At 63.6% G+C, this 18,972-nt stretch carries 18 protein-coding genes; 10 read left to right on the top strand and 8 right to left on the bottom strand.

What is annotated here, in order from left to right; translation table 11 throughout:
• Nucleotides 1-18: 18 nt before the first annotated feature.
• Nucleotides 19-4,875: a PAS domain S-box protein gene (locus KI609_RS16530; protein ID WP_226444662.1), complete on the top strand. Its 4,857-nt coding sequence runs from the start codon at nt 19-21 to the stop codon at nt 4,873-4,875.
• Between the two features lie 60 nt (nt 4,876-4,935).
• Nucleotides 4,936-6,066 carry a two-component system response regulator gene (locus KI609_RS16525; RefSeq protein WP_226444661.1) on the top strand — a complete coding sequence of 377 codons (1,131 nt, stop codon included), beginning with the start codon at nt 4,936-4,938 and terminating at the stop codon, nt 6,064-6,066.
• A gap of 39 nt (nt 6,067-6,105) precedes the next feature.
• On the opposite strand, the gene KI609_RS16520 is transcribed toward KI609_RS16525, so the two are convergent.
• On the bottom strand, nt 6,106-7,041 hold the full coding sequence (locus KI609_RS16520) for an inositol monophosphatase family protein (protein WP_226444660.1): 936 nt from the start codon (nt 7,039-7,041) through the stop codon (nt 6,106-6,108).
• Between the two features lie 151 nt (nt 7,042-7,192).
• Here KI609_RS16520 and KI609_RS16515 point away from each other — a divergent pair, with 151 nt between their 5' ends.
• Both KI609_RS16515 and cysE read left to right on the top strand, forming a co-directional pair.
• Nucleotides 7,193-8,002 (top strand): RNA methyltransferase, encoded by an 810-nt coding sequence (locus tag KI609_RS16515; protein WP_226444659.1) that lies wholly within the window; start codon nt 7,193-7,195, stop codon nt 8,000-8,002.
• Nucleotides 8,003-8,037: 35 nt separating this feature from the next.
• Nucleotides 8,038-8,820 (top strand): serine O-acetyltransferase, encoded by a 783-nt coding sequence (gene cysE, locus KI609_RS16510; RefSeq protein WP_226444658.1) that lies wholly within the window; start codon nt 8,038-8,040, stop codon nt 8,818-8,820.
• Between the two features lie 29 nt (nt 8,821-8,849).
• On the opposite strand, the gene KI609_RS16505 is transcribed toward cysE, so the two are convergent.
• The 3 genes from KI609_RS16505 to yjgA all read right to left on the bottom strand — a co-directional run bounded on the left by KI609_RS16505 (nt 8,850) and on the right by yjgA (nt 11,196).
• Complete coding sequence (locus KI609_RS16505; protein WP_226444657.1) at nt 8,850-9,869, bottom strand: hypothetical protein; 1,020 nt, start codon at nt 9,867-9,869, stop codon at nt 8,850-8,852.
• Nucleotides 9,870-9,932: 63 nt separating this feature from the next.
• A complete protein-coding gene (gene mog, locus KI609_RS16500; protein WP_226444656.1) occupies nt 9,933-10,532 on the bottom strand; it encodes a molybdopterin adenylyltransferase in 600 nt (199 codons plus the stop codon).
• Nucleotides 10,525-11,196: a ribosome biogenesis factor YjgA gene (yjgA, locus tag KI609_RS16495; protein WP_226444655.1), complete on the bottom strand. Its 672-nt coding sequence runs from the start codon at nt 11,194-11,196 to the stop codon at nt 10,525-10,527. The genes mog and yjgA overlap by 8 nt, the downstream gene beginning before the upstream one ends.
• Before the next feature lie 77 nt (nt 11,197-11,273).
• On the opposite strand from yjgA, the gene pmbA reads away from it, so the two are divergent.
• The 4 genes from pmbA (at nt 11,274) to KI609_RS16475 (ending at nt 14,405) form a co-directional block, all read left to right on the top strand.
• Nucleotides 11,274-12,743 (top strand): metalloprotease PmbA, encoded by a 1,470-nt coding sequence (pmbA, locus tag KI609_RS16490; protein ID WP_226444654.1) that lies wholly within the window; start codon nt 11,274-11,276, stop codon nt 12,741-12,743.
• Nucleotides 12,744-13,222: 479 nt separating this feature from the next.
• Nucleotides 13,223-13,726 carry a helix-turn-helix domain-containing protein gene (locus tag KI609_RS16485; protein WP_226444653.1) on the top strand — a complete coding sequence of 168 codons (504 nt, stop codon included), beginning with the start codon at nt 13,223-13,225 and terminating at the stop codon, nt 13,724-13,726.
• A 2-nt stretch (nt 13,727-13,728) separates the two neighbouring features.
• Nucleotides 13,729-14,163 carry a VOC family protein gene (locus KI609_RS16480; protein WP_226444652.1) on the top strand — a complete coding sequence of 145 codons (435 nt, stop codon included), beginning with the start codon at nt 13,729-13,731 and terminating at the stop codon, nt 14,161-14,163.
• The gene (locus KI609_RS16475) at nt 14,160-14,405 is read left to right on the top strand and encodes a hypothetical protein (protein ID WP_226444651.1); all 246 of its coding nucleotides are present in this window, start codon (nt 14,160-14,162) and stop codon (nt 14,403-14,405) included. Before KI609_RS16480 ends, KI609_RS16475 begins: the two co-directional genes overlap by 4 nt.
• A 42-nt stretch (nt 14,406-14,447) precedes the next feature.
• On the opposite strand, the gene KI609_RS16470 is transcribed toward KI609_RS16475, so the two are convergent.
• Nucleotides 14,448-15,329 (bottom strand): LysR family transcriptional regulator, encoded by an 882-nt coding sequence (locus KI609_RS16470; protein ID WP_226444650.1) that lies wholly within the window; start codon nt 15,327-15,329, stop codon nt 14,448-14,450.
• A 72-nt stretch (nt 15,330-15,401) separates the two neighbouring features.
• Here KI609_RS16470 and KI609_RS16465 point away from each other — a divergent pair, with 72 nt between their 5' ends.
• A complete protein-coding gene (locus tag KI609_RS16465; RefSeq protein WP_226444649.1) occupies nt 15,402-15,614 on the top strand; it encodes a hypothetical protein in 213 nt (70 codons plus the stop codon).
• A 95-nt stretch (nt 15,615-15,709) separates the two neighbouring features.
• On the opposite strand, the gene KI609_RS16460 is transcribed toward KI609_RS16465, so the two are convergent.
• Nucleotides 15,710-16,813 (bottom strand): tartrate dehydrogenase, encoded by a 1,104-nt coding sequence (locus KI609_RS16460; protein ID WP_226444648.1) that lies wholly within the window; start codon nt 16,811-16,813, stop codon nt 15,710-15,712.
• A gap of 121 nt (nt 16,814-16,934) precedes the next feature.
• Between KI609_RS16460 and KI609_RS16455 the strand changes: the two genes are divergently transcribed.
• Complete coding sequence (locus tag KI609_RS16455; protein WP_226444647.1) at nt 16,935-17,882, top strand: LysR substrate-binding domain-containing protein; 948 nt, start codon at nt 16,935-16,937, stop codon at nt 17,880-17,882.
• A 122-nt stretch (nt 17,883-18,004) separates the two neighbouring features.
• Here the strand turns inward: KI609_RS16455 and KI609_RS16450 are convergent, their stop codons facing one another.
• Nucleotides 18,005-18,451 (bottom strand): GatB/YqeY domain-containing protein, encoded by a 447-nt coding sequence (locus KI609_RS16450; protein WP_142144474.1) that lies wholly within the window; start codon nt 18,449-18,451, stop codon nt 18,005-18,007.
• A 215-nt stretch (nt 18,452-18,666) separates the two neighbouring features.
• Nucleotides 18,667-18,879, bottom strand: coding sequence for a 30S ribosomal protein S21 (gene rpsU / locus KI609_RS16445; protein WP_005799779.1), 213 nt, complete (start codon nt 18,877-18,879; stop codon nt 18,667-18,669).
• Nucleotides 18,880-18,972: the final 93 nt, after the last annotated feature.

Genomic DNA, 18,972 nt, shown 5'->3' with positions numbered 1-18,972 from the left:
ACACGCGCAGGCAAGGATATGGGCATAGTTTTTGACAAAGTGCAAGAACGCAAGGGGCCCGGGTTTCGTGGGCTGCTGCTGGTCGCTGCCTGTGCCTTGTTGGGTGCCTGGCTGGCGGTGCAGGGAGCGGTCCAATGGCGCAGCGCAGATCGCGCAGCCGAACGAGCACGCGTGGTGCATCAGGTGGATGAAACACTGCTCAGCCAGACCATGGGTGGCGCCATGCTGGGGGCCGTCTCGTTGTTGGGGCTCAGCGAGCCGCTGCTCAAGGAGATGGCGCTCGGCCATTTGCCGCCGGACGATCCGCAGGCGCTGGCCCGGTTGGCGGTGGCGCGCGGGCGTTTCATGGTCAGCGGGGTGTACGTGATCGCAGCGGACGGCACGGTGGTGGCGCATGAGACGACGGGCGACCGGGCCACGGGGCGAGACCTCGCATTTCGCCCCTATTTTCAGCAAGCGATCCAGGGCGCCGTCAGTGTGTACGCGGGCGTGGGCATCACCACACAAGAGCGTAGCCTCTACTACGCTGCGCCACTCTATGAAAGCGATACGCCTTCGAGTTCGATCATTGGCGCGGTGATGTTTCAGGCGGGCTTCGAAAGCGTCGATCTTCTGCTCAAGCGCTCGGGTCTGCCCATGGTGCTGTTGTCGCCGCAGGGGGCCGTGTTTGCATCCACCCGCCCTGAATGGCAGTTCGCGGTGGCGCCTCCGCTCACGCAGGCACGCATTGATGCCATTCGCGCATCCGGCCAGTTTGGGCAGCATTTCGACAACGGGGTGGCCTCGGCTTTGCCCTTTGCACCCGATGCGGGCGAGGTGGTGCTCAATGGCGTGGTGTACGCCGTGGAACATCGGAGCATCAACTGGAACGACCCCGGTGGCCCCTGGCAGCTGGTGGCGCTGGACGACGTCAGCGCGCTGATGACGCCCACCCAGCGTGCGCAGGTGGGGGCCGCTGCATTTGTGCTTGTCGCGCTGCTGGGCTTGTTGCTGCTGGATCTGCTGCGCAGCCGCGCGCGGGTGGCTGCGGCGATGGAACGCTTTCGGGTGTTGGGTGCGGCGCTGGAGAGCAGCCCTGTGTCCGTGGTCATTACCGGAGGTGATGGCTGCATTGACTGGGTCAACCCCCAGTATGAGCGCACGACCGGCTACACGCTGGACGAAGTCCGGGGCAAGAAGCCCTCCTTGGTGGCCAGTGGGCAAACCCCGCCGCAAGCCTACCAGGCGATGTGGTCCAAGCTGCTTTCGGGGCAGTCCTGGCGGGGGCATTTCGTCAACCGCCGCAAGGATGGAAGCATCTACCACGACGAAGCAACCCTGTCGCCCGTGTTCGATGGGCGGGGCAAACGCATTGGCATTGTGGGGCTGCAAGAAGACGTGACCGAGCGCATCCAGGCGCAAAAAGAGCTGGAGCGGCGCGAGCGACTGCTCAATGAACTGCTGGAGCAGCAGACCGCCATTTTTGACAACGCGCCGCCCATTATTCTGGTGTGCGACGGGCAGTTCCGGCAGTTCAACCCGGCTTTTGTGGAACTCATGGGAGCCACCGCCTCGCAACTGCAGGGGCGTTCCGTTTCGGTGCTGTTTGGAGGGGGGGCGAGCGATTCTGATGTGTTCACGACGCGTGTCACTCCTGCGTTGGCGGCGGGCGAGGAATTGCGCGAAACACTCACCCTGTGCCGCCTGGATGGCAGCCGCTTTGAAGCGCGCCTGGCGGGGCGGGGTCTCCAGGTCGAGGGCTTTAACTCGGCATCCATCTGGGTGATTGAGGATGTCAGCGAACAGCGCCGTGCGGAGCTGGCGATAGCACAGGCAAAGGAACGCCTGGAGCTGGCCCAGGAGGCCGGGAAAATCGGGGTTTTTGACCTCAACCTGCAGACCGGTGAGGTTTTGTGGACGGACAAAATGGCTGTGATGATGGGGTTGCCCGCAGGCACACAGCCAGCGCACCGTGATGGATGGCTGGACTGCCTGCATCCCGATGATCGCCAACGCGCCGCAGCGTACTTTGACGCCTGCCTTGCCGGGGCCGACGATTACTTGCGTGACTCCTGGCGCATTGTCCGCCCCGATGGCGAAGTGCGCTGGTTTCTGGAAGCGGCGCGCATCTTCCGCGATGCCGACGGAAAACCACTGCGTGTAGTGGGCGTCAACGTGGACATTCACGAGCAAAAACTGCTCGAAGAGCAGGTGGCGGGTCAGCTGGATTTTCAGCAGGCCCTGATCGATGCCATCCCCATCCCCCTTTTCTATAAAGACGCCAACGGGCGTTTTGTGGGGGTCAACCGAGCCTATGAACAGGCCTTTGGGGTTGCGCGCCATGCATTGATCGGTAAAACGGTGATGGATCTGGATTACCTGCCGCAAGAGGCCAGAGCACAGTTTGAGCGCGACGCCATTGGCGCTGTGAGGGAAGGTCGATCGGTGCACAGGGAGGTAGACCTGCCCTATGCGGATGGGCTACTGCACCACACATTGTTCTGGCTGCATGGTTTTGCCCGCGCCGATGGAGTGCCCGGCGGCACCATTGGTACCTTTGTGGATATCACTGACCGGCAGCTTGCTGAGCAGGAGTTGCGCCGCGCCAAGGAGCTTGCTGAGGAGTCCACCGCGCTCAAGTCCAATTTCCTGGCCAATATGAGCCATGAAATCCGCACGCCCATGAACGCCATCATCGGGATGTCGCACCTGGCGCTCAAGTCGGGACTCAGTCCGCGCCAGCACGATTACGTCAGCAAGATCCAGCAAGCGGGACAACACCTTTTGGGGGTCATCAACGACATCCTGGATTTTTCCAAAATCGAGGCCGGCAAGCTGGTGGTGGAGCGGCAGCCTTTTCTGCTCGACCGCATGCTTGAAAGTGTGTCGGATGTTGTCGGCTACAAGGCCGGGACCAAAGGCCTGGAGCTGGTGTGTGACGTGGCCGCAGACGTGCCGCCCAACCTGGTCGGGGATGCCCTGCGCCTGGGACAGATTCTCATCAACTACGCCAACAACGCCATCAAGTTCACCGACTCGGGCGAGATCAGCATCGCGGTGCGGCTACTGCATGCTGCGGGCGATCTGGTGACGCTGCGCTTTAAGGTGCGCGACACCGGCATTGGCTTGACCGACGAGCAGAAGGGCCGTTTGTTCCAGAGCTTTCAGCAGGCCGACACGTCCACGACACGCCGTTACGGCGGCACGGGCCTGGGGCTGGCTATTTGCAAGAGCCTGGCCGAGTTGATGGGGGGCGAAGTGGGTGTGGAGAGCCAATTTGGCAAGGGATCGACGTTTTGGGTGAGCGTGCCGCTGGAGCGTGGTGCCCCCGCGCGGGCCTTGTTGCCGCCGCCCGACTTGCGCGGCAGCCGTGTTCTGGTGGTGGACGACAACCATACGGCAGCCACCGTGTTGTCAGACATACTCCTTGCCATGGGGTTTGAGGTGGACCAGGTGCATTCGGGCCTGGAGGCGCTCGATACGTTGCGTGATTCCATGGCCCGGCAGCGGCCTTTTGGTTTGCTGTTGCTTGACTGGCACATGCCGGGAATGGACGGTGTCGAGCTGGCCGGGCATATCCGCAGCCTGGGCATGGCGAAAGTGCCGCAGATGCTCATGGTCACCGCCTATGGCCGTGAAGATGTCATGCGCGCCGCCCGGGCCCAGGGGATCGAGACGGTGCTGATCAAGCCCGTCAATGCTTCGGTCTTGTTCGACACGCTCATGCAGCCGCTGGAGCACGCCATTGACGTGGACCGCCGCGTGCCCACTGCGGCGCCCGCGCCTGACGAATTGTCGCCGGAGATACGCGGTGCGAGTGTGCTTTTGGTTGAGGACAACGAGCTCAACCAGATGGTGGCCATGGAGTTGTTGCTGGATGCCGGTTTTGCCGTGGATGTGGCTGAAAACGGGCAGATAGCGGTGGATCGCATCGAACGCAAGCGATATGACGCCGTGCTGATGGACATGCAGATGCCCATCATGGACGGAGAAACTGCCACCCGCATCCTGCGCAACAACCCGTTGAACGCACTGCTGCCCATCATCGCCATGACGGCGAACGCCATGGACGCCGATCGCCAGCGCTGCTTTGCGGCGGGCATGAATGACCACGTGGCCAAACCCATCGAGCCACGGCTTTTGTGGGCGGCCCTGGGGCGGTGGATCAGGCCGCGTCCGGGGCTGGGCGGCGCCTTGCAGCCACCCACTGCACCCGTCGGGCCTGCAGGCGCCCAGGCGCCGGTAAGCCCGCCGCTCAAGGCGGCCGTTGGCGGCACCGTTGCGCATATTGACTTGCCAACCGTGGAAGGGCTGGACACCGGGCTGGGTCTGCGCCGAGCGTTGGGCAAACCGGACCTCTATGTCGAGCTGTTGCGCCGTTTCTCCATGGGACAGGAGACGGTTCTGGCAGAGCTGCAACAGGCGCTGTCTGCGAACAATACGCACCTGGCCGAGCGCCTGGCGCACACGCTGCGGTCGGTAGCCGCCAACATCGGTGCCCAAGCGGTGTCGGACCGTGCCCAGGCTCTGGAGCATGCCTTGCGTTTTAGGCGGGGTAACGAGGCCGTGGTTCATTTGCTGGGCGATGTGCGTGCGGTGCTGCAGCCGGTGCTCCATGCCCTGCACGACTGGAGCGCATTGAACACGGCGCAGCAGAACACCATGGGCGTAAGCGCTGAAGACGCGCCGGTGGACAGCGACACGGTCGCCCAGGCCCTGGAGCATTTGCGCAGCCTGCTCGGGCGCGATGACCCTGCGGCGCCGGAGTTTTTCCAACACAATGGCATCGTGCTGAAGGCGGCACTGGGAGGCGCCTTCCACTTGGTGGAGATGCACACGCTGAATTTTGATTTCGAAAAGGCACTGGACGCCATGGCGACCGTGTCCGGCCCTTAAATAGGTTTTTCTCCCACGCCGCCACGCCTCTTTCACGGTTCAACACGCAGGACACTTTTCATGGACAACGCGCCTTTTGCCTCCAGCCCGGCGACACTCGTTGACAAGCCGATTGCCACGGTCCTGGTGGTGGATGACACCCCCGAAAACCTGACCTTGATGGGCAGCCTGCTGCGTGAGCACTTTGTGGTGAAGGTGGCCAACCATGGGGAAAAAGCGCTCAAGATTGCCCAGTCCGACACGCCGCCCGACCTGATCCTGTTGGACATCATGATGCCGCAGATGGATGGCTACGAGGTCTGTCGGCGCCTGAAGGCCAGTGCCGCCACGCGCGACATCCCGGTGATCTTCCTGACGGCACGCTCCGACACGGACGACGAGCGCAACGGGCTGGCTCTGGGGGCGGTGGACTACATCACCAAGCCCATCAGCCCTCCCATCTTGCTGGCGCGGGTCAACACCCACCTGGCGCTCAAGGCCACCGCCGATTTTCTGCGCGACAAAAGTGCTTATCTGGAGCGTGAAGTGGCTCTGCGCACGCTGGAGGTGCAGGCCATACAGGACGTCACCATCATGGCCATGACCTCACTGGCCGAGACGCGCGACAACGAGACGGGCAACCACATCCGGCGCACCCAGCTGTATGTGAAGACGCTGGCCGAGCGGCTGCGCCATCACCCGCGTTTTGAACAGGTGCTGAACGACCGCATGATCGAACTGCTCTACAAGTCGGCGCCCCTGCACGACATCGGCAAGATCGGCATTCCCGACCGGATCCTGCTCAAGCCGGGCAAGCTCACCGTCGAAGAGTTCGAGGTCATGAAAACCCACACCACGCTGGGCCGCAATGCCATCGACGAGGCAGAGCGGCGCCTTGGTATGCGTGTGGCGTTCTTGAGCGTATCCAAGGAGATCGCGTACAGCCACCAGGAGAAGTGGGATGGGTCTGGTTATCCCCAGGGGCTCCAGGGCGATGCCATCCCTGTTTCGGCGCGGCTGATGGCCGTGGCGGACGTGTATGACGCCCTCATCAGCAAGCGGGTCTACAAACCCGCGTTCTCACACGACCAGGCGGCTGGCACCATCGTGCGGGGCAAGGGCACACACTTTGACCCGGACATGGTGGACGCGTTTGTGGACATTGCGGAGGACTTCCGCAGCATTGCCCAGAAATACCCGGATCCAGGCTGAACAGCACCCACCCGTGGGTGGGCGCGTGGCAAAAAGGCGTCAGAGTGGCGCGTCTTCGCCTTTGGCGGCATCGGCGGTAGCCGCCGGGGCATCGGCATCGGCGGCTGGATCGCCTGCGGGGGCATCAGCGGCCTCTGCCTGGCGCACGGCGGCCTTGTCGCCAGCGCTCGCAAACTTGCTGTACTTGCCCAGAATCGGCACCAGCTGGCCATAGATGCGTGGATTGCCGGCCAGGCATTCGCGCTGCTCCAGAAAGTCGGCCTCGCCCGTGAAGTTGCCCACCAGGCCACCGGCCTCGGTCACCAGCAGCGAGCCTGCGGCCACGTCCCAGATCGACAGGCCGGTTTCAAAGAATCCATCGGTGAAGCCCGCTGCCACATAGGCCAGATCCAACGCGGCGGCGCCGGGGCGGCGCAGGCCAGCCGTGCGCTGGATCACGTCGCTCATCATGTTCAGGTAGCTCTTGAAGTTGTCGCCCGGGCGGAACGGGAAGCCCGTGGAGATCAGGCAGTCCTTGAGCTGGGTGCGCTTGCTCACGCGAATGCGGCGCTCGTTCACATAGGCGCCACGGCCTTTGGTGGCGGTGAACAGGTCATTGCGTGTGGGGTCGTACACCACGGCCTGCTCGACTTTGCCTTTCACGGCCAGGGCAATGCTCACGCAATATACGGGGAAGCCGTGGATGAAGTTGGTGGTGCCGTCCAGCGGGTCGATGATCCAGACAAACTCTGAATCCTTGGCGCCAAATTCCTTACCCGACTCTTCGGCCAGGATGCCGTGGCCGGGGTAGGCCGTCAGCAGCGTCTCGATGATGATTTTCTCGGACGCGTGGTCCACTTCGGTCACAAAGTCGTTGATCTGCTTTTGCGAGATCCGCACCGATTCCACGTCAAGGGCCGCGCGGTTGATGATGGCGCCGGCGGCGCGTGCGGCCTTGATGGCCACGTTAAGCATGGGGTGCAGGTTGGACGACATAAATTGTGGTGGTGAGCAGGGCGCCACAAAAGCGGGCGCCATGCGAATCAGGAGCGGGTTCGGCCCGACCCGGCGATGCGGGCGGCGACAATGAGGGCAAGATTTTACCTGCAGTGCCCGTTTTTCACCTAACCGCCTCCTTGCCCAGCCCATGAAGACCCGTTTCGTCCTGATCAACACCAGCCACGCCGGCAATGTGGGCGCCGCCGCCCGCGCCATGAAAACCATGGGTTTTGACGACCTGGTGCTGGTGGCGCCGCGCTGGCCCAACGTGCTGCGGCGCGAAGAAACCATCCAGCGTGCGAGTGGTGCCCTTGACGTGCTGGAAAACGCCCGCATCGTCGCCACGCTCGACGAGGCCCTGGACGGCATGAGCCACCTGTGCGCCACGGCCATGACCCCGCGCGACTTTGGCCCGCCCACCGTGGAGCCCCGCGCGCACTTCGAGATGCTATTAAAAAAAGAGCGCCTGGCGCAGGCTGTTGCTCCCCTGCAGGCCGAAAATGCCAAAGAAGGTGATGCGGCAGAGCCCGCGCAACCCTCCGCGGGGAACACGGGGGTGGCGTTTTTGTTTGGCTCGGAGCGGTTCGGCATGACCAACGACGATGTGTACCGTTGCCATGCGGCGCTCTCCATTCCCACCAATCCGCATTTTGGGTCCCTCAATCTGGGCGCTGCCATTCAGGTCATTGCCTATGACTGGCGCCAGGCGCTGGGCGGCTTTGCGGTGCAGGACGCAACCCCCGCCCGTGTACAGGCCGATGCGGCGCAGGTGGCGGGGATGTTGACCCATTGGGAGCACGCGCTCACGCAGATCGGCTTTCTGGACCCTGCCGCGCCCAAGAAGCTCATGCCCCGCCTTAACCAACTTTTCAACCGCGCGCAGTTGAGCCCTGAGGAAATCCACATCCTGCGAGGTGTCGCCAAGGCCATGATCGAGACCGCGCAGGCGAAACGATAGACTGTGCAGCCCATAAACACATAACCATAACAACCATGTTCGCCCGCCTGCGCTCCGATATCCAGTGCATCCTCGACCGCGATCCTGCCGCGCGCAGCACGTGGGAGGTGATCACCTGTTATCCGGGCTTGCACGCGATCTGGCTGCACCGGCCTGCCTACTGGTGCTGGCACAACGGCCTCAAGTGGCTCGGGCGTTTCATTTCGCACTTTGCGCGCTGGTTCACCGGCATCGAGATCCATCCCGGCGCCAAGATCGGCGAGCGCGTGTTCTTCGATCACGCCATGGGCGTGGTCGTGGGTGAGACGGCAGAGATCGGAGATGGTTGCACCATCTACCAAGGGGTGACCCTCGGCGGCACCTCGCTCTACAAGGGCGCCAAACGCCATCCGACGCTGGGCAAGGATGTGGTGGTGAGCGCGGGCGCCAAGGTGCTCGGCGGCTTTGAGGTGGGCGATGGTGCCAAGATCGGCAGCAACGCCGTAGTCATCAAGCCGGTGCCCCCAGGCGCCACGGCGGTGGGTATTCCGGCGCGCATCATTCCATCCAAAGCCGGTGAAAGCGCCGACGTGACCGAGCCGCAACAGGCACGCAAATTCACGGCCTATGGCATCACGCAAGAGGACGACCCGCTGTCGCAGGCCATGCGCGGGCTGATCGACAACGCATCATCGCAAGAGCATCAGATCGCGCTGCTGTGGCAGGCCATCGAGAAACTGTCGGCGAACAACGCTCAGAACAAGGACTGTGTGCCCTGTGATGCTGCGCTCAAGGAGCAGTTCGAGGCGGGCAAGTTCAACGAGTTGGTGGGCAAGTAGGTGACCGTCTCCCCTGCTTTCGCTGGCGGTTAGCCTTTTTCTTCGTAGAACTTGCGCAACGGTGGGTCGAACAGTTCGTGATCCAGCTGCCACAGGCCCAGTGGCCCCTGCAAGAACGGGATGGAATATTCGCTGCCCACCGGGAACTGCTCCCAGTAGTCCTTGCCGCGTGGAAACCGCATCACGGGTAGCCCCCGGCGGGGGGCAACGGGTTCTAGCCGGGCAATTTCTACTATGCGGTAACGGTACTCCTGCGAAGGCGCATCGGCCAGCCATTGGTCCACGCGTTTGGCCCCGGGCAAGGCTGCACCCAGGCAGGTTGCGGCCAACAGCGCGACCAGCCCCCACGACTCCATGGAAGGGACGCCACCACGGCGCAGCCATTGGAAGGTCAGGAATCCCAAGGCGCTCACGGCGAGCAGCGTGGTGGCCATCACCAGGGGGTTGAAGATCAGCGAGACGATCTGAGAGTCGGTCAGCTCGTAGCGGCTGATAACGAAGGAGTCGATCATGCTGAAGAAGAACAGACCGAAGAAGGTCACCATCGTAGCGACGCTGCGAGGGTTTTTCTCCAGCGCGAAATCGGCGGTAGCGGCTTCGTCGAACTCCAACGCGGGGAAGGCGCTGTTCAGGATGTCGCGCAGCATTTCACGAGACTGCATGACGTTCCTGCTGTCGGCGCAAAAGAGCAGGCTCCCTTGCGGGCTGGCGCATTCGGCCCAGTAGAAAGGTCCTTTGGACATCTGGCGACCCAGCCAGTGGATCGTGACATCGCTTTTGTTCAGGACGATATCGACGCTCTTTTTATTGTTGAGCCGAAATCCCAGAAAGTGGATTTTGTCGTCCTCGTCGATGAGAGCACCTGTGGCCTCGACGGACGAAAAACGCCAGAAGCTGGTGTGGTAGCTGGGCTTTGCCAGATGGATGCGCCAAAACCGCTTGCCTTTCAATGGCTTCACCAACGCATCCTGCAGTTTCTTCTGTTGCCGGTTTTGCCACAGCATCCACACTAGGCAGGCCACCGCAAGAAGCTGAACGATATAGATCACGCAACCCTCCACCCATAGTTTGTTTGGCGCGATCTTATCGCCCAGGGGCATGGAAACGGGGTGCTACTGCTGGGCAGTCCGCACGGCATTTTTGGGCCGGAACGCCTTGCACACGTCGTCGTGCGTTTCCAGGTACGGCCCGCCAATCAAGTCGATGCAGTACGGTACAGCCGCAAAGATGCCCGGCACAAGCTGTTTGCTCTCCGCATCCTTCAAGCCTTCCAGCGTCTCGGCAATGGCCTTCGGCTGACCGGGCAGGTTGATGATGAGGCTCTGGTCACGGACCACCGCCACCTGGCGCGACAGGATCGCGGTGGGCACGAACTTCAGGCTGATCTGGCGCATCTGCTCGCCAAAGCCTGGCATCTCCTTGTGTGCCACAGCCAGTGTGGCCTCGGGCGTCACGTCGCGCAGGGCGGGGCCGGTGCCGCCAGTCGTCAACACCAGGCTGCAGCCCGCGTTGACCAGTTCGATCAACGTGGCGCTGATGCCATCCTGCTCGTCGGGGATCAGGCGCGACTCGAAGGTGATGGGGTTGTGCAGCGCACGCGTGAGCCAGTCCTGCAAGGCTGGCAAGCCCTTGTCTTCATACACGCCGCTGCTGGCACGGTCGCTGATGGAGACGATGCCGATCTTGACGGCGTCGTGGAGGGTTTCACTCATCGTCGTTGTCCTCGTCTGTGTCGCTTGCGTCTGCCGTGCCGGTGCCGCCCAGGTGCTCGCGCACCAGCTGGAACAGCTCGCGGTACGCACGGCCCTTGCGGGGCGCCAGGCCTTGCGAGACCTGGACATTGGCTTCTTTGCCCGCAGGCTGCGCATCCTTGCGGGCCTGGCGGACCAGGGCACGCAGTTGCTGCGTATCGGTGTCGGGGTGTTCCGCCATCCACGGTGCCAGCGCGTTGTCGTCGGCAATCAGGCGGTCACGCCACTGTTCGGCCAGGTGCAGTTGCAGCTTCTCGGTGGCTGATCCTTTGTGTTGTTCTTCCAGGGCCTGGCGAGCGGCCAGCACGAGCGCGGGCTCCAGCTTGCGCATGAGTTTGCCCACGTATTGCATCTGGCGGCGCTTGCCCTCGAAGTTGGTGATGCGTTTGGCCTCGGCGATGGCATCCACCAGCTTGTCGGGCAGGCCCACTGCGTCGAACAGATCCGGGCGCAGGCCCAGCAGGTCCTTGCCCAGGTCTTGCAGTTCGTCGCTTTCGCGTTTGAGATCCGTGCGGCTGGCATCGGGCGTGCCTTTGAGTTCGGCTTTGAGCTGAAGGTCCATTTCGCTGCCTTCGGCAACGAACTGGCCTCGCACAAAGTAGCCTTTTTTGGGTTTGCGTGACATGGGTGGGGGACAAAAATTAGGGGCACAGAAGACGGCAACAGGGCGGTGCCACAGCGGCAAGTATCATAGCTGCCGCTATGAACACACCCTCCCCACGCGCCCCCAAGGCTGTCCGCGCCCCCAGCGCACCCCACGCTCGACGCGCGCCGGCGCCCACGCAGGCCTCTGCCGCTTCCTCCACCCCCGACAGTGGCTTCAGCTACAGCCGGCCATTTTTTGAAGAGCTGGTGGACCGCGCGCTGGCGCACGCTAAAAAGCTGGGTGCCACCGACGCTGGCGCCGAGGCCTCCGAAGGCTGTGGCCTGTCGGTCAGCGTGCGCAAGGGCGAGCTGGAAAACGTGGAGCGCAACCGCGACAAGTCGCTGGGTGTCACGGTGTATATCGGTCATCGCCGTGGCAACGCCAGCACCTCTGATTTTTCGACCAAAGCCATCGAGCAGACCGTGCAGGCGGCCTACGACATTGCCCGTTTCACCGCCGAAGACCCCATGGCGGGCCTGCCCGATGCCGACGATATCGCGCCCGCCAGCACCCACCGCGACCTCGACCTGTTCCATCCGTGGTCGATCGACAGCGAGGCCGCCGCCCGCCTGGCCATGGCCTGCGAAGCCGCTGCCCTCAAAACCAGCCGCCGCATTACCAACAGCGAAGGCGCGGGCGTGTCGGCCCAGCAAAGCCATTTTTTCAGCGCCCACACGCGCGGCTTTCGCGGCGGTTATGCCAGCTCGCGCCACAGCTTTTCGGTCTCGCCGATTGCGTCGTTGCCCGGCAAGAATGCAGAAATGCAGCGCGATGCCTGGTATAGCTCGATGCGCGACGCGGCTGAGCTGGCATCGCCCGAGGCGGTGGGCCGCTATGCCGCGCAGCGCGCCCTGAGCCGCCTGGGCAGCCGCAAGATCCCCACCACCCAATGCCCGGTGCTGTTCGAGTCCACGCTGGCTGCCGGCCTGCTGGGCAGCTTTGTGCAGGCTGTGAGCGGCGGGGCGCTTTATCGCAAAAGCAGCTTCCTGCTCGACTCGCTGGGCAAGATGGTGTTCCCCAAACACATCGACATCCTGGAGGATCCGTTTTTGCTGCGTGGCAAGGGCAGTTCGCCGTTTGATGAAGAAGGCGTGCGGGTGGCTCCGCGCAAGGTGGTGCAGGGCGGGCGGGTGCAGGGCTACTTCCTCAGCAGCTACTCGGCCCGCAAGCTGGGCATGAAAACCACGGGCAATGCGGGCGGCTCGCACAACCTGACCATGACATCGCGCCTGACGCAGGCCAGCGACGATCTGGACGCCATGCTGAAGAAGCTGGGCACGGGCTTGTTTGTGACCGAGTTGATGGGCCAGGGAACCAACTACGTGACTGGCGACTACTCGCGTGGCGCCAGTGGTTTTTGGGTAGAAAACGGCCGCATTGCCTTCCCCGTGCACGAGATCACTATCGCCGGCAACATGAAAACCATGCTCAAGGGCATCGAGGCCGTGGGCGCCGATGCCTACAACTATGGTGCCAAGACGGTGGGTTCCATCCTGATCAATCGAATGAAGGTGGCGGGCAGCTGATTTCGGCTGGCTGCATCGCCCCATGCAAAAAGGCTCCTGGGTTCCAGGAGCCTTTTTGTTTTGTGCGTTGCCTTGCGGAATGCCGATCAGGCTATTCTCGCTGTTTACTCACTTTTTGATAGCTGCTAACGATTTATGGATGGTCGTTAGCGCTCGATTTTTTTGAAATCATTGGGGTGCAACACCATGCATTTCACGGCACGCAGCGTGGCCGCTCATTTTGCGCAGCGGGGCGTGGTGGTTGTGCTCAAGCGGAGCTGTACCGGTGGATTTGCCGCCCGTGGGCCTGATCACGCTGCGCGGGTAGCGGGTGACGCCGACGACGGGGTTGTTGCTGGAGTGCTTGCGGGCGGTGACAGCGATGGCTGTTGCGGGGCGCACCCGCCTGCGCAGTTGAAGAAGATATGCTTGCTTGGCCCGTTCCTGCTCCAGCAGACCGATGATTTGTCGCCATACCCTTTGACGCCAAGCACGCGCCCATGCCCACCCCTTCATCCCTTGCAGCGGACGCTCAGCCAGACCCTGGGCTGCTGCGCCGTCTCCTGCGTGCCAAAGACCGCATGGATGCTGCGTCGCACGAGGCTTGGTCGGTGCAGCGCCTGGCGCAGGTGAGTGGTGTTTCTTCGGCGCATTTCGCACGGTTATTCCGCCAGGCTTTCGGCATTCCGCCGCACCGCTATTTGCTGACTCGGCGCATTGAGCAGGCCACCACGCTGCTGCGCGATACCAACCTCCCCATCACTGAGATTGCATTTGTCACCGGCTGGGAGAGCCTGGGCACCTTTGGTCGCACCTTCAAAGACATCACTGGGCGCAGCCCCAGTGCCGTGCGCCAGGATGCCCTATCCGACACCTCATCGCTCGACAGGGTGCCCGCCTGTTACCTGAAAGCCGCGCAGCGCCCGGACCTGACCACCGCAGTTTCGGAGAAGCGCCGTACCGCAGCAACAGGTACAAACCAGCCATCAACAACCAAGGAGTAGTGATGACGAACCAAGGTGCGGGCGGGGGTGGCGTTGGAGTGGTGGGTTTGTATGTGGATGACCAGGATGAGGCGCTGGCCTTTTATGTCGGCAAACTGGGATTTCGGGTGCACACCGACGTGCGCAACGGTGCCTACCGGTGGCTCACGGTGCAACACCCGCAGCAGCCAGCGTTTCAGCTCGGTTTGTTCACCCCTGGACCTCCGATACACGACGAGGCCACCGCGCAGACCCTGCGCGCCATGGTGGCCAAAGGTGCCATGCCACCGCTGGTGCTGCATGTGCCTGATTGCCGGGCCGCGTATGCACAGTTGCGTGACAAGGGGGTGGAGTTCACCCAGGAGCCAGTGGACCGATACGGCAGCGTGGATGCGGGGTTTCGTGACCCTGCGGGCAACGGCTGGAAGATGATCCAGGCAGCGGGAGATGCCCGGTGACCGGCGGCCATGGCGTTCACCGGTTTCACCGGTGGGTGTCTGTGGCGTTCACGCTGACGGTGATCGCCAATTTTGCCGCCAGGACGGGCGTAGGCGAACCCCCTGCGTGGTTGACATATGCGCCGCTGCTGCCGCCGCTGGCCTTGCTGCTGCTCACGGGGCTGTACCTGTTGGCCCAGCCGTACTGGCAAGCGGGCAGCAAGCCAGGCCGTGGGCAGGCGCGCAAGGCGCCTCCCGCGTGACATCGTGGCCCGCGCGCCTGTCCTGGTGCGTCTTTCCTGCGGTTAGTCTGCAAACTCCGCCAGCAGCCCCAGCACGCTCTGAACGGCGGGGGATGCCTGGTGGCGGTGCGCCACCGCCATGGGCCGCATGAGCGGCGGCTGTAGGTGGCGGATCTGCGCGCGGGCGGTGCCTTGCTGGTCGGCGACCTCCTCCAGCGGAAGCAAGGCGGCGCACTGGCTGGCCAGGGCCAGGTTTTTGAGTGCGCCGGGGTAGCTCAGTGCCAGGAACGGGCGCGGGTGGTGCCCTGCCTGGCCGAACCAGTTGGCGATCAGGCCGTGCATCTGTGTGGCGGGGGCGAACGAAGCCCAGCGGCGCTGGGCCAGCCAATCGGGCGTCACAAACTCTGGTGCATCCCAGTCTGCGGGTAGCAGGGCCACCATGGGGTCGTTACGCCAAGGGGCTTGCCGCACCTCGGCCAGTGGGGGCTGGGGGCTGGCGACGATGGCGATGTCCAGCGTGCCGGTCTTCAGTCGCTGCATGGATTCGGCCGAACCCACGGCCTCCAGCCGGATCTCCACGCCCGGGCTGCGTGCCGCCAGTGCCTCCAGCACGCGCGGCAGCAGGTGGGTGCTGACCCCGGCCGATACACCTACCCGCACCACGCCTTCACGGCCCGAAGCGCGGCGGCGCACGCGTTCCACCAGATCGTCGCTGGCCAGCAGCAGTTGCCGGCCCTCGCTTACCAGCACCTCGCCCGCTGGCGTCAGGTCGGCCTGGCGCCTGCCGCGCACCACCAGGTCGGCGCCCAGGCGCGACTCCAGTTCCTTGATGTGCATGCTCACCGTGGGGGGCGCCAAGTGCAGTGCCTGGGCGGCGGCAGCGAAGGTGCCCAGGTCGGCGATGGCGATCAGGGTTTGCAGCTGGTCGAGGTTGAGGTTACGCATCAGGTTTTATGAATTGAATCGTCATTGAATTCAACTTTACAGATGGTAAGCCGTTGGCGAGCATTCGTCGTCATGAACCCGCTCTCTACAGACAACCCCGCCCGCGATCCCAAATCTCCCCCAATGGCACGCCGTGCCGCTCGCCCGGGCCCCGCCGCCCCCGCGAATTGGTGGCCGCGCGTTGGTACATGGCTGCAGGGATGGGCGGCGCGCGCAGGTGACGCGCTGGCGCGTGCGCAAGCGCGCATCACCGAGGAGTTCAAGGTGCCGCCCGGTGGTGGATGACCATGGTGTTGCCTCTTTTGAAGCGAAATCGGCCGCTTGCGCTTGTCCATCAAGCGCAAGCAGCTATGAAATCAGGAGTTGTCGTGCGGTGTGGCTCACTCCCCGGCCACCAGCGCCGCAATCGCTTCACCCACCTGCGTGGTGTTGGCCGTGCCGCCCAGGTCCGGCGTACGGGGACCGCTCTTGAGTGTCTCTTCAATCGCGCTCACGATGGCATCGTGTGCTTGGCGGCCTGCGCCCTGGCCCTGGGTGAGAAAGTCCAGCATCAGCGCCCCCGACCAGATCATCGCGATCGGGTTGGCGGTGTTCTTGCCGTAGATGTCGGGCGCCGAGCCGTGCACGGGCTCGAACAGGCTGGGGAAGTGGCGCTCGGGGTTGAGGTTGGCCGAGGGGGCCAGGCCAATGGTGCCGGTGGTGGCCGGGCCCAGATCGCTGAGGATGTCGCCAAACAGGTTGGTGGCAGCCACCACGTCAAAGCGCCCGGGCTGCAGCACAAAGCGGGCGGTGAGGATGTCGATGTGCTGCTTGTCCAGTGTGACCTCGGGGTAGCTTTTGGCGACGTCGTCGGCGCGCTGGTCCCACCAGGGCATGCTGATGGCGATGCCGTTGCTCTTGGTGGCCAGGGTGACATGCTTTTTGGAGCGGCTTTGGGCCAGGTCAAAGGCGAACTTCAGCAGGCGGTGGGCGCCGTGGCGGGAGTAGACCGATTCCTGGATGACGATCTCGCGGTCGGTGCCCTCGTACATGATGCCGCCCAGCGACGTGTACTCCCCCTCGGTGTTCTCACGCACCACGTAGTAGTCGATGTCGCCAGGGTTGCGGCCGGCCAGGGGGCAGGGCACGCCTTCAAACAGGCGCACGGGGCGCAGGTTGATGTACTGGTCGAACTCGCGGCGGAACTTGAGCAGCGAACCCCAGAGCGACACATGGTCGGGCACCGTGGCGGGCCAGCCGACGGCACCGAAGAAGATAGCGTCCATGCCCGACAGTTGCGCCTTCCAGTCGTCGGGCATCATTTTTCCGTGGGCGGCGTAGTAATCGCAACTGGCCCAGTCGATGGTGGTGGTTTCGAGCGCAATGCCAAAGCGCGCTGCAGCAGCCTGCACCGCACGCAGGCCTTCGGGCATCACCTCCTTGCCGATGCCGTCTCCGGCGATGAGGGCGATGCGGTAGGTTTTGGGGGCGATGGAGGCGGTCATGAAGCAGTCCTTGGGATGGGTGGAGGGGGCTGCTGTGGGGGCAGCCTGCGTTGTGGGTGCATTGTTTCCAGCGCCATCAAAAACTACAATCCACCAACTGTGGCTTCATCCTTCACACATCGTGCATAAAAGTCCTGCGGCAGATGACCTGCGCGTGTTCGCGGCTGTCGTGCGCAAGGCGAGCTTTGGCGGCGCCGCCACCGAGCTGGGCACGTCCCCTGCCTATGTGAGCAAGCGCATCCGCCTGCTGGAGCAAGACCTGCAAGTCAAGCTGCTGCATCGAACCACCCGCCGGGTGGCGGTGACGGAGGAGGGCGAGCGCGTCTTTCACTGGGCGCAGCGCATCCTCGACGATATGGAACAGCTGATGCAGGAGGTGGCGGTCACCCGCAGCGAGCCACGCGGGCTACTGCGCGTGAGCAGCAGCTTTGGTTTTGGCCGCCAGATCGTGGCGCCTGCGGTGTCGCGCCTGGTGGGGCGCTATCCGGGGCTGCAGGTGCGGCTCGAAGTGTTCGACCGGCTGGTGGACGTGGCGGTCGAAGGCTTTGACCTGGATGTGCGCGTGGGCGACGAGATCGCCCCGCACCTGATCGCGCGCCGCCTGGCTGATAACCACCGCGTGTTGTGCGCGGCGCCCGCTTACCTGCAGCGCAAGGGCACGCCACGCACGGTGGCCGACCTGGCCGCGCACGACTGCCTGGTGATCAAGGAGCGCGACCACCCGTTTGGCGTGTGGCGCCTGCGCAGTGGCGCGCAGGAAGAGTCGGTCAAGGTGCGCGGCCCGCTGTCGGCCAACAACGGCGAGATGGCCGTGCAGTGGGCCGTCGATGGGCGCGGGGTGGTGCTGCGCTCGCTATGGGACGTGGGCGCGCACCTGCAGGCCGGGCGCCTGGTGCAGGTGTTGCCGCAGTGGCAGCAAGAGGCCAATGTGTGGGCGGTGTACCCCACGCGGCTGGAGCGGTCGGCCAAGGTGCGGGTGTGCGTGGAGTTTCTGCAGGCGCATTTCCGCGCCGGGTGGATGGCGCAGGCGGCGGGAAATGACGGCGCCAGTGAAAACGGCGTGGTTTGAAGCAAAAATAGCCGCCAGCGCTTATCTGGCAAGCGCGAGCAGCTATCAAAATGATATTGACCGCAACGTAAACCGCAGTGCGGCCCACCCTGGGGTGTTATCGAGTTCTGGTCGTCGGTGGATCAGCCCGCCAGCGCGGCCTTCACCGCAGCCGACACCTGGCCCATGTCGGCCTTGCCCGCCAGGCGGGTCTTGACCACGCCCATCACCTTGCCCATGTCGCCAGGCCCTGCAGCGCCCAGTTCGGCCACGATGGCCTTCACGGCGGCCAGGGTTTCTTCGGCCGACATGCGCTCGGGCAGGTAGGCCTGCAGCACGGCCATCTCGGCCTTTTCCTTGTCGGCCAGGTCCTGGCGGCCCGCGCCTTCGAAGGCGGTGATGGAGTCCTTGCGCTGCTTGATGAGCTTGTCCACGATGGCCACCACAGCCGCGTCGTCCAGCACGATGCGCTCGTCCACTTCCTTTTGCTTCATCGCGGCCTGCAGCAGGCGGATGGTGCCCAGGCGCTCGCTGTCCTTGGCGCGCATGGCGGTCTTCATGTCTTCGGTGATCTGGTCCTTGAGGCTCATGGCGGCTTCCTTTTTTGGTTTCAGACTGGGACGGAGGGTTTGCACAAAGCCCCTCTGGCTAGGCGTCAGCGCCGCAGACAGTAGCCTTGCTACGGCAAGGCGTTGCAACGACGCCAGAGGGGCTTTGTGCAGACCCGAAAAAACAAAAACCCGCGCTTGGCGTCCCTAGCGCGGGTTTTGGGACCCAAGCGAAAAGGCTCGGGGCCGAAGATGGATCAGTACATCTTCTTGGGCAGTTGCATGCTGCGAACGCGCTTGTAGTGGCGCTTGACGGCAGCTGCCTTCTTGCGCTTGCGCTCGGCGGTGGGCTTCTCGTAGAACTCACGGGCACGCAGGTCGGTCAGCAGGCCGAGCTTTTCAATGGTGCGCTTGAAGCGGCGCAGTGCAACGTCAAAGGGTTCGTTTTCTTTTACGCGGATCGTAGTCATTAGCTAATGGTTTCCAAAATGTTGCTCGCAGAGGGACTTGGGGAGATCGGGCCTCAAGACCATACGTAGCGGTTTCCCCGTCTGTAACTAGTA

It is taken from the genome of Acidovorax radicis (genome assembly GCF_020510705.1).
Taxonomy (GTDB): Bacteria; Pseudomonadota; Gammaproteobacteria; order Burkholderiales; family Burkholderiaceae_C; genus Acidovorax; species Acidovorax radicis_A.
This window is presented reverse-complemented; position numbering and strand designations above follow the sequence as displayed.

Coding starts and splice junctions, on each gene's coding strand:
- KI609_RS16530 (WP_226444662.1), top strand. CDS start 19: ATGGGCATAGTTTTTGACAAAGTGCAAGAACGCAAGGGGCCCGGGTTT.
- KI609_RS16525 (WP_226444661.1), top strand. CDS start 4,936: ATGGACAACGCGCCTTTTGCCTCCAGCCCGGCGACACTCGTTGACAAG.
- KI609_RS16520 (WP_226444660.1), bottom strand. CDS start 7,041: ATGTCGTCCAACCTGCACCCCATGCTTAACGTGGCCATCAAGGCCGCA.
- KI609_RS16515 (WP_226444659.1), top strand. CDS start 7,193: ATGAAGACCCGTTTCGTCCTGATCAACACCAGCCACGCCGGCAATGTG.
- cysE (WP_226444658.1), top strand. CDS start 8,038: ATGTTCGCCCGCCTGCGCTCCGATATCCAGTGCATCCTCGACCGCGAT.
- mog (WP_226444656.1), bottom strand. CDS start 10,532: ATGAGTGAAACCCTCCACGACGCCGTCAAGATCGGCATCGTCTCCATC.
- yjgA (WP_226444655.1), bottom strand. CDS start 11,196: ATGTCACGCAAACCCAAAAAAGGCTACTTTGTGCGAGGCCAGTTCGTT.
- pmbA (WP_226444654.1), top strand. CDS start 11,274: ATGAACACACCCTCCCCACGCGCCCCCAAGGCTGTCCGCGCCCCCAGC.
- KI609_RS16485 (WP_226444653.1), top strand. CDS start 13,223: ATGCCCACCCCTTCATCCCTTGCAGCGGACGCTCAGCCAGACCCTGGG.
- KI609_RS16480 (WP_226444652.1), top strand. CDS start 13,729: ATGACGAACCAAGGTGCGGGCGGGGGTGGCGTTGGAGTGGTGGGTTTG.
- KI609_RS16470 (WP_226444650.1), bottom strand. CDS start 15,329: ATGCGTAACCTCAACCTCGACCAGCTGCAAACCCTGATCGCCATCGCC.
- KI609_RS16465 (WP_226444649.1), top strand. CDS start 15,402: ATGAACCCGCTCTCTACAGACAACCCCGCCCGCGATCCCAAATCTCCC.
- KI609_RS16460 (WP_226444648.1), bottom strand. CDS start 16,813: ATGACCGCCTCCATCGCCCCCAAAACCTACCGCATCGCCCTCATCGCC.
- KI609_RS16450 (WP_142144474.1), bottom strand. CDS start 18,451: ATGAGCCTCAAGGACCAGATCACCGAAGACATGAAGACCGCCATGCGC.
- rpsU (WP_005799779.1), bottom strand. CDS start 18,879: ATGACTACGATCCGCGTAAAAGAAAACGAACCCTTTGACGTTGCACTG.